Source organism: Streptomyces katrae (assembly GCF_000717655.1).
Classification (GTDB): Bacteria; Actinomycetota; Actinomycetes; order Streptomycetales; family Streptomycetaceae; genus Streptomyces; species Streptomyces katrae_B.
Window position 1 is genome coordinate 1 of record NZ_JNZY01000149.1, and the last position, 202, is coordinate 202.

Below are 202 nucleotides of genomic sequence, written 5' to 3' on the forward strand. Positions count from 1 at the left end.
GCTGTCCTGGGCCAGCGCCCGGGCCAGGGCCACGCGCTGGCGCATGCCGCCGGACAGTTCGTGGACGCGCTTGCCGTAGGCGCCGCCGAGCCGGACCAGTTCGAGCAGGCGTTCGGCCTCCGGCTTGCGCTCGGCCTTGGCCACCCCGCGCAGCCGCAGGGCGAGTTCGATGTTCTTGCCCGCCGTCAGCCACGGGAAGAGG

Annotated in this window: 1 protein-coding gene; it reads right to left on the reverse strand. The window is 74.3% G+C overall.

Going from position 1 to position 202, the window contains the following annotated elements:
• On the reverse strand, nucleotides 1–202 hold a 202-nt coding region (locus IF09_RS0139745; protein WP_030304515.1), incomplete at both ends, for an ATP-binding cassette domain-containing protein.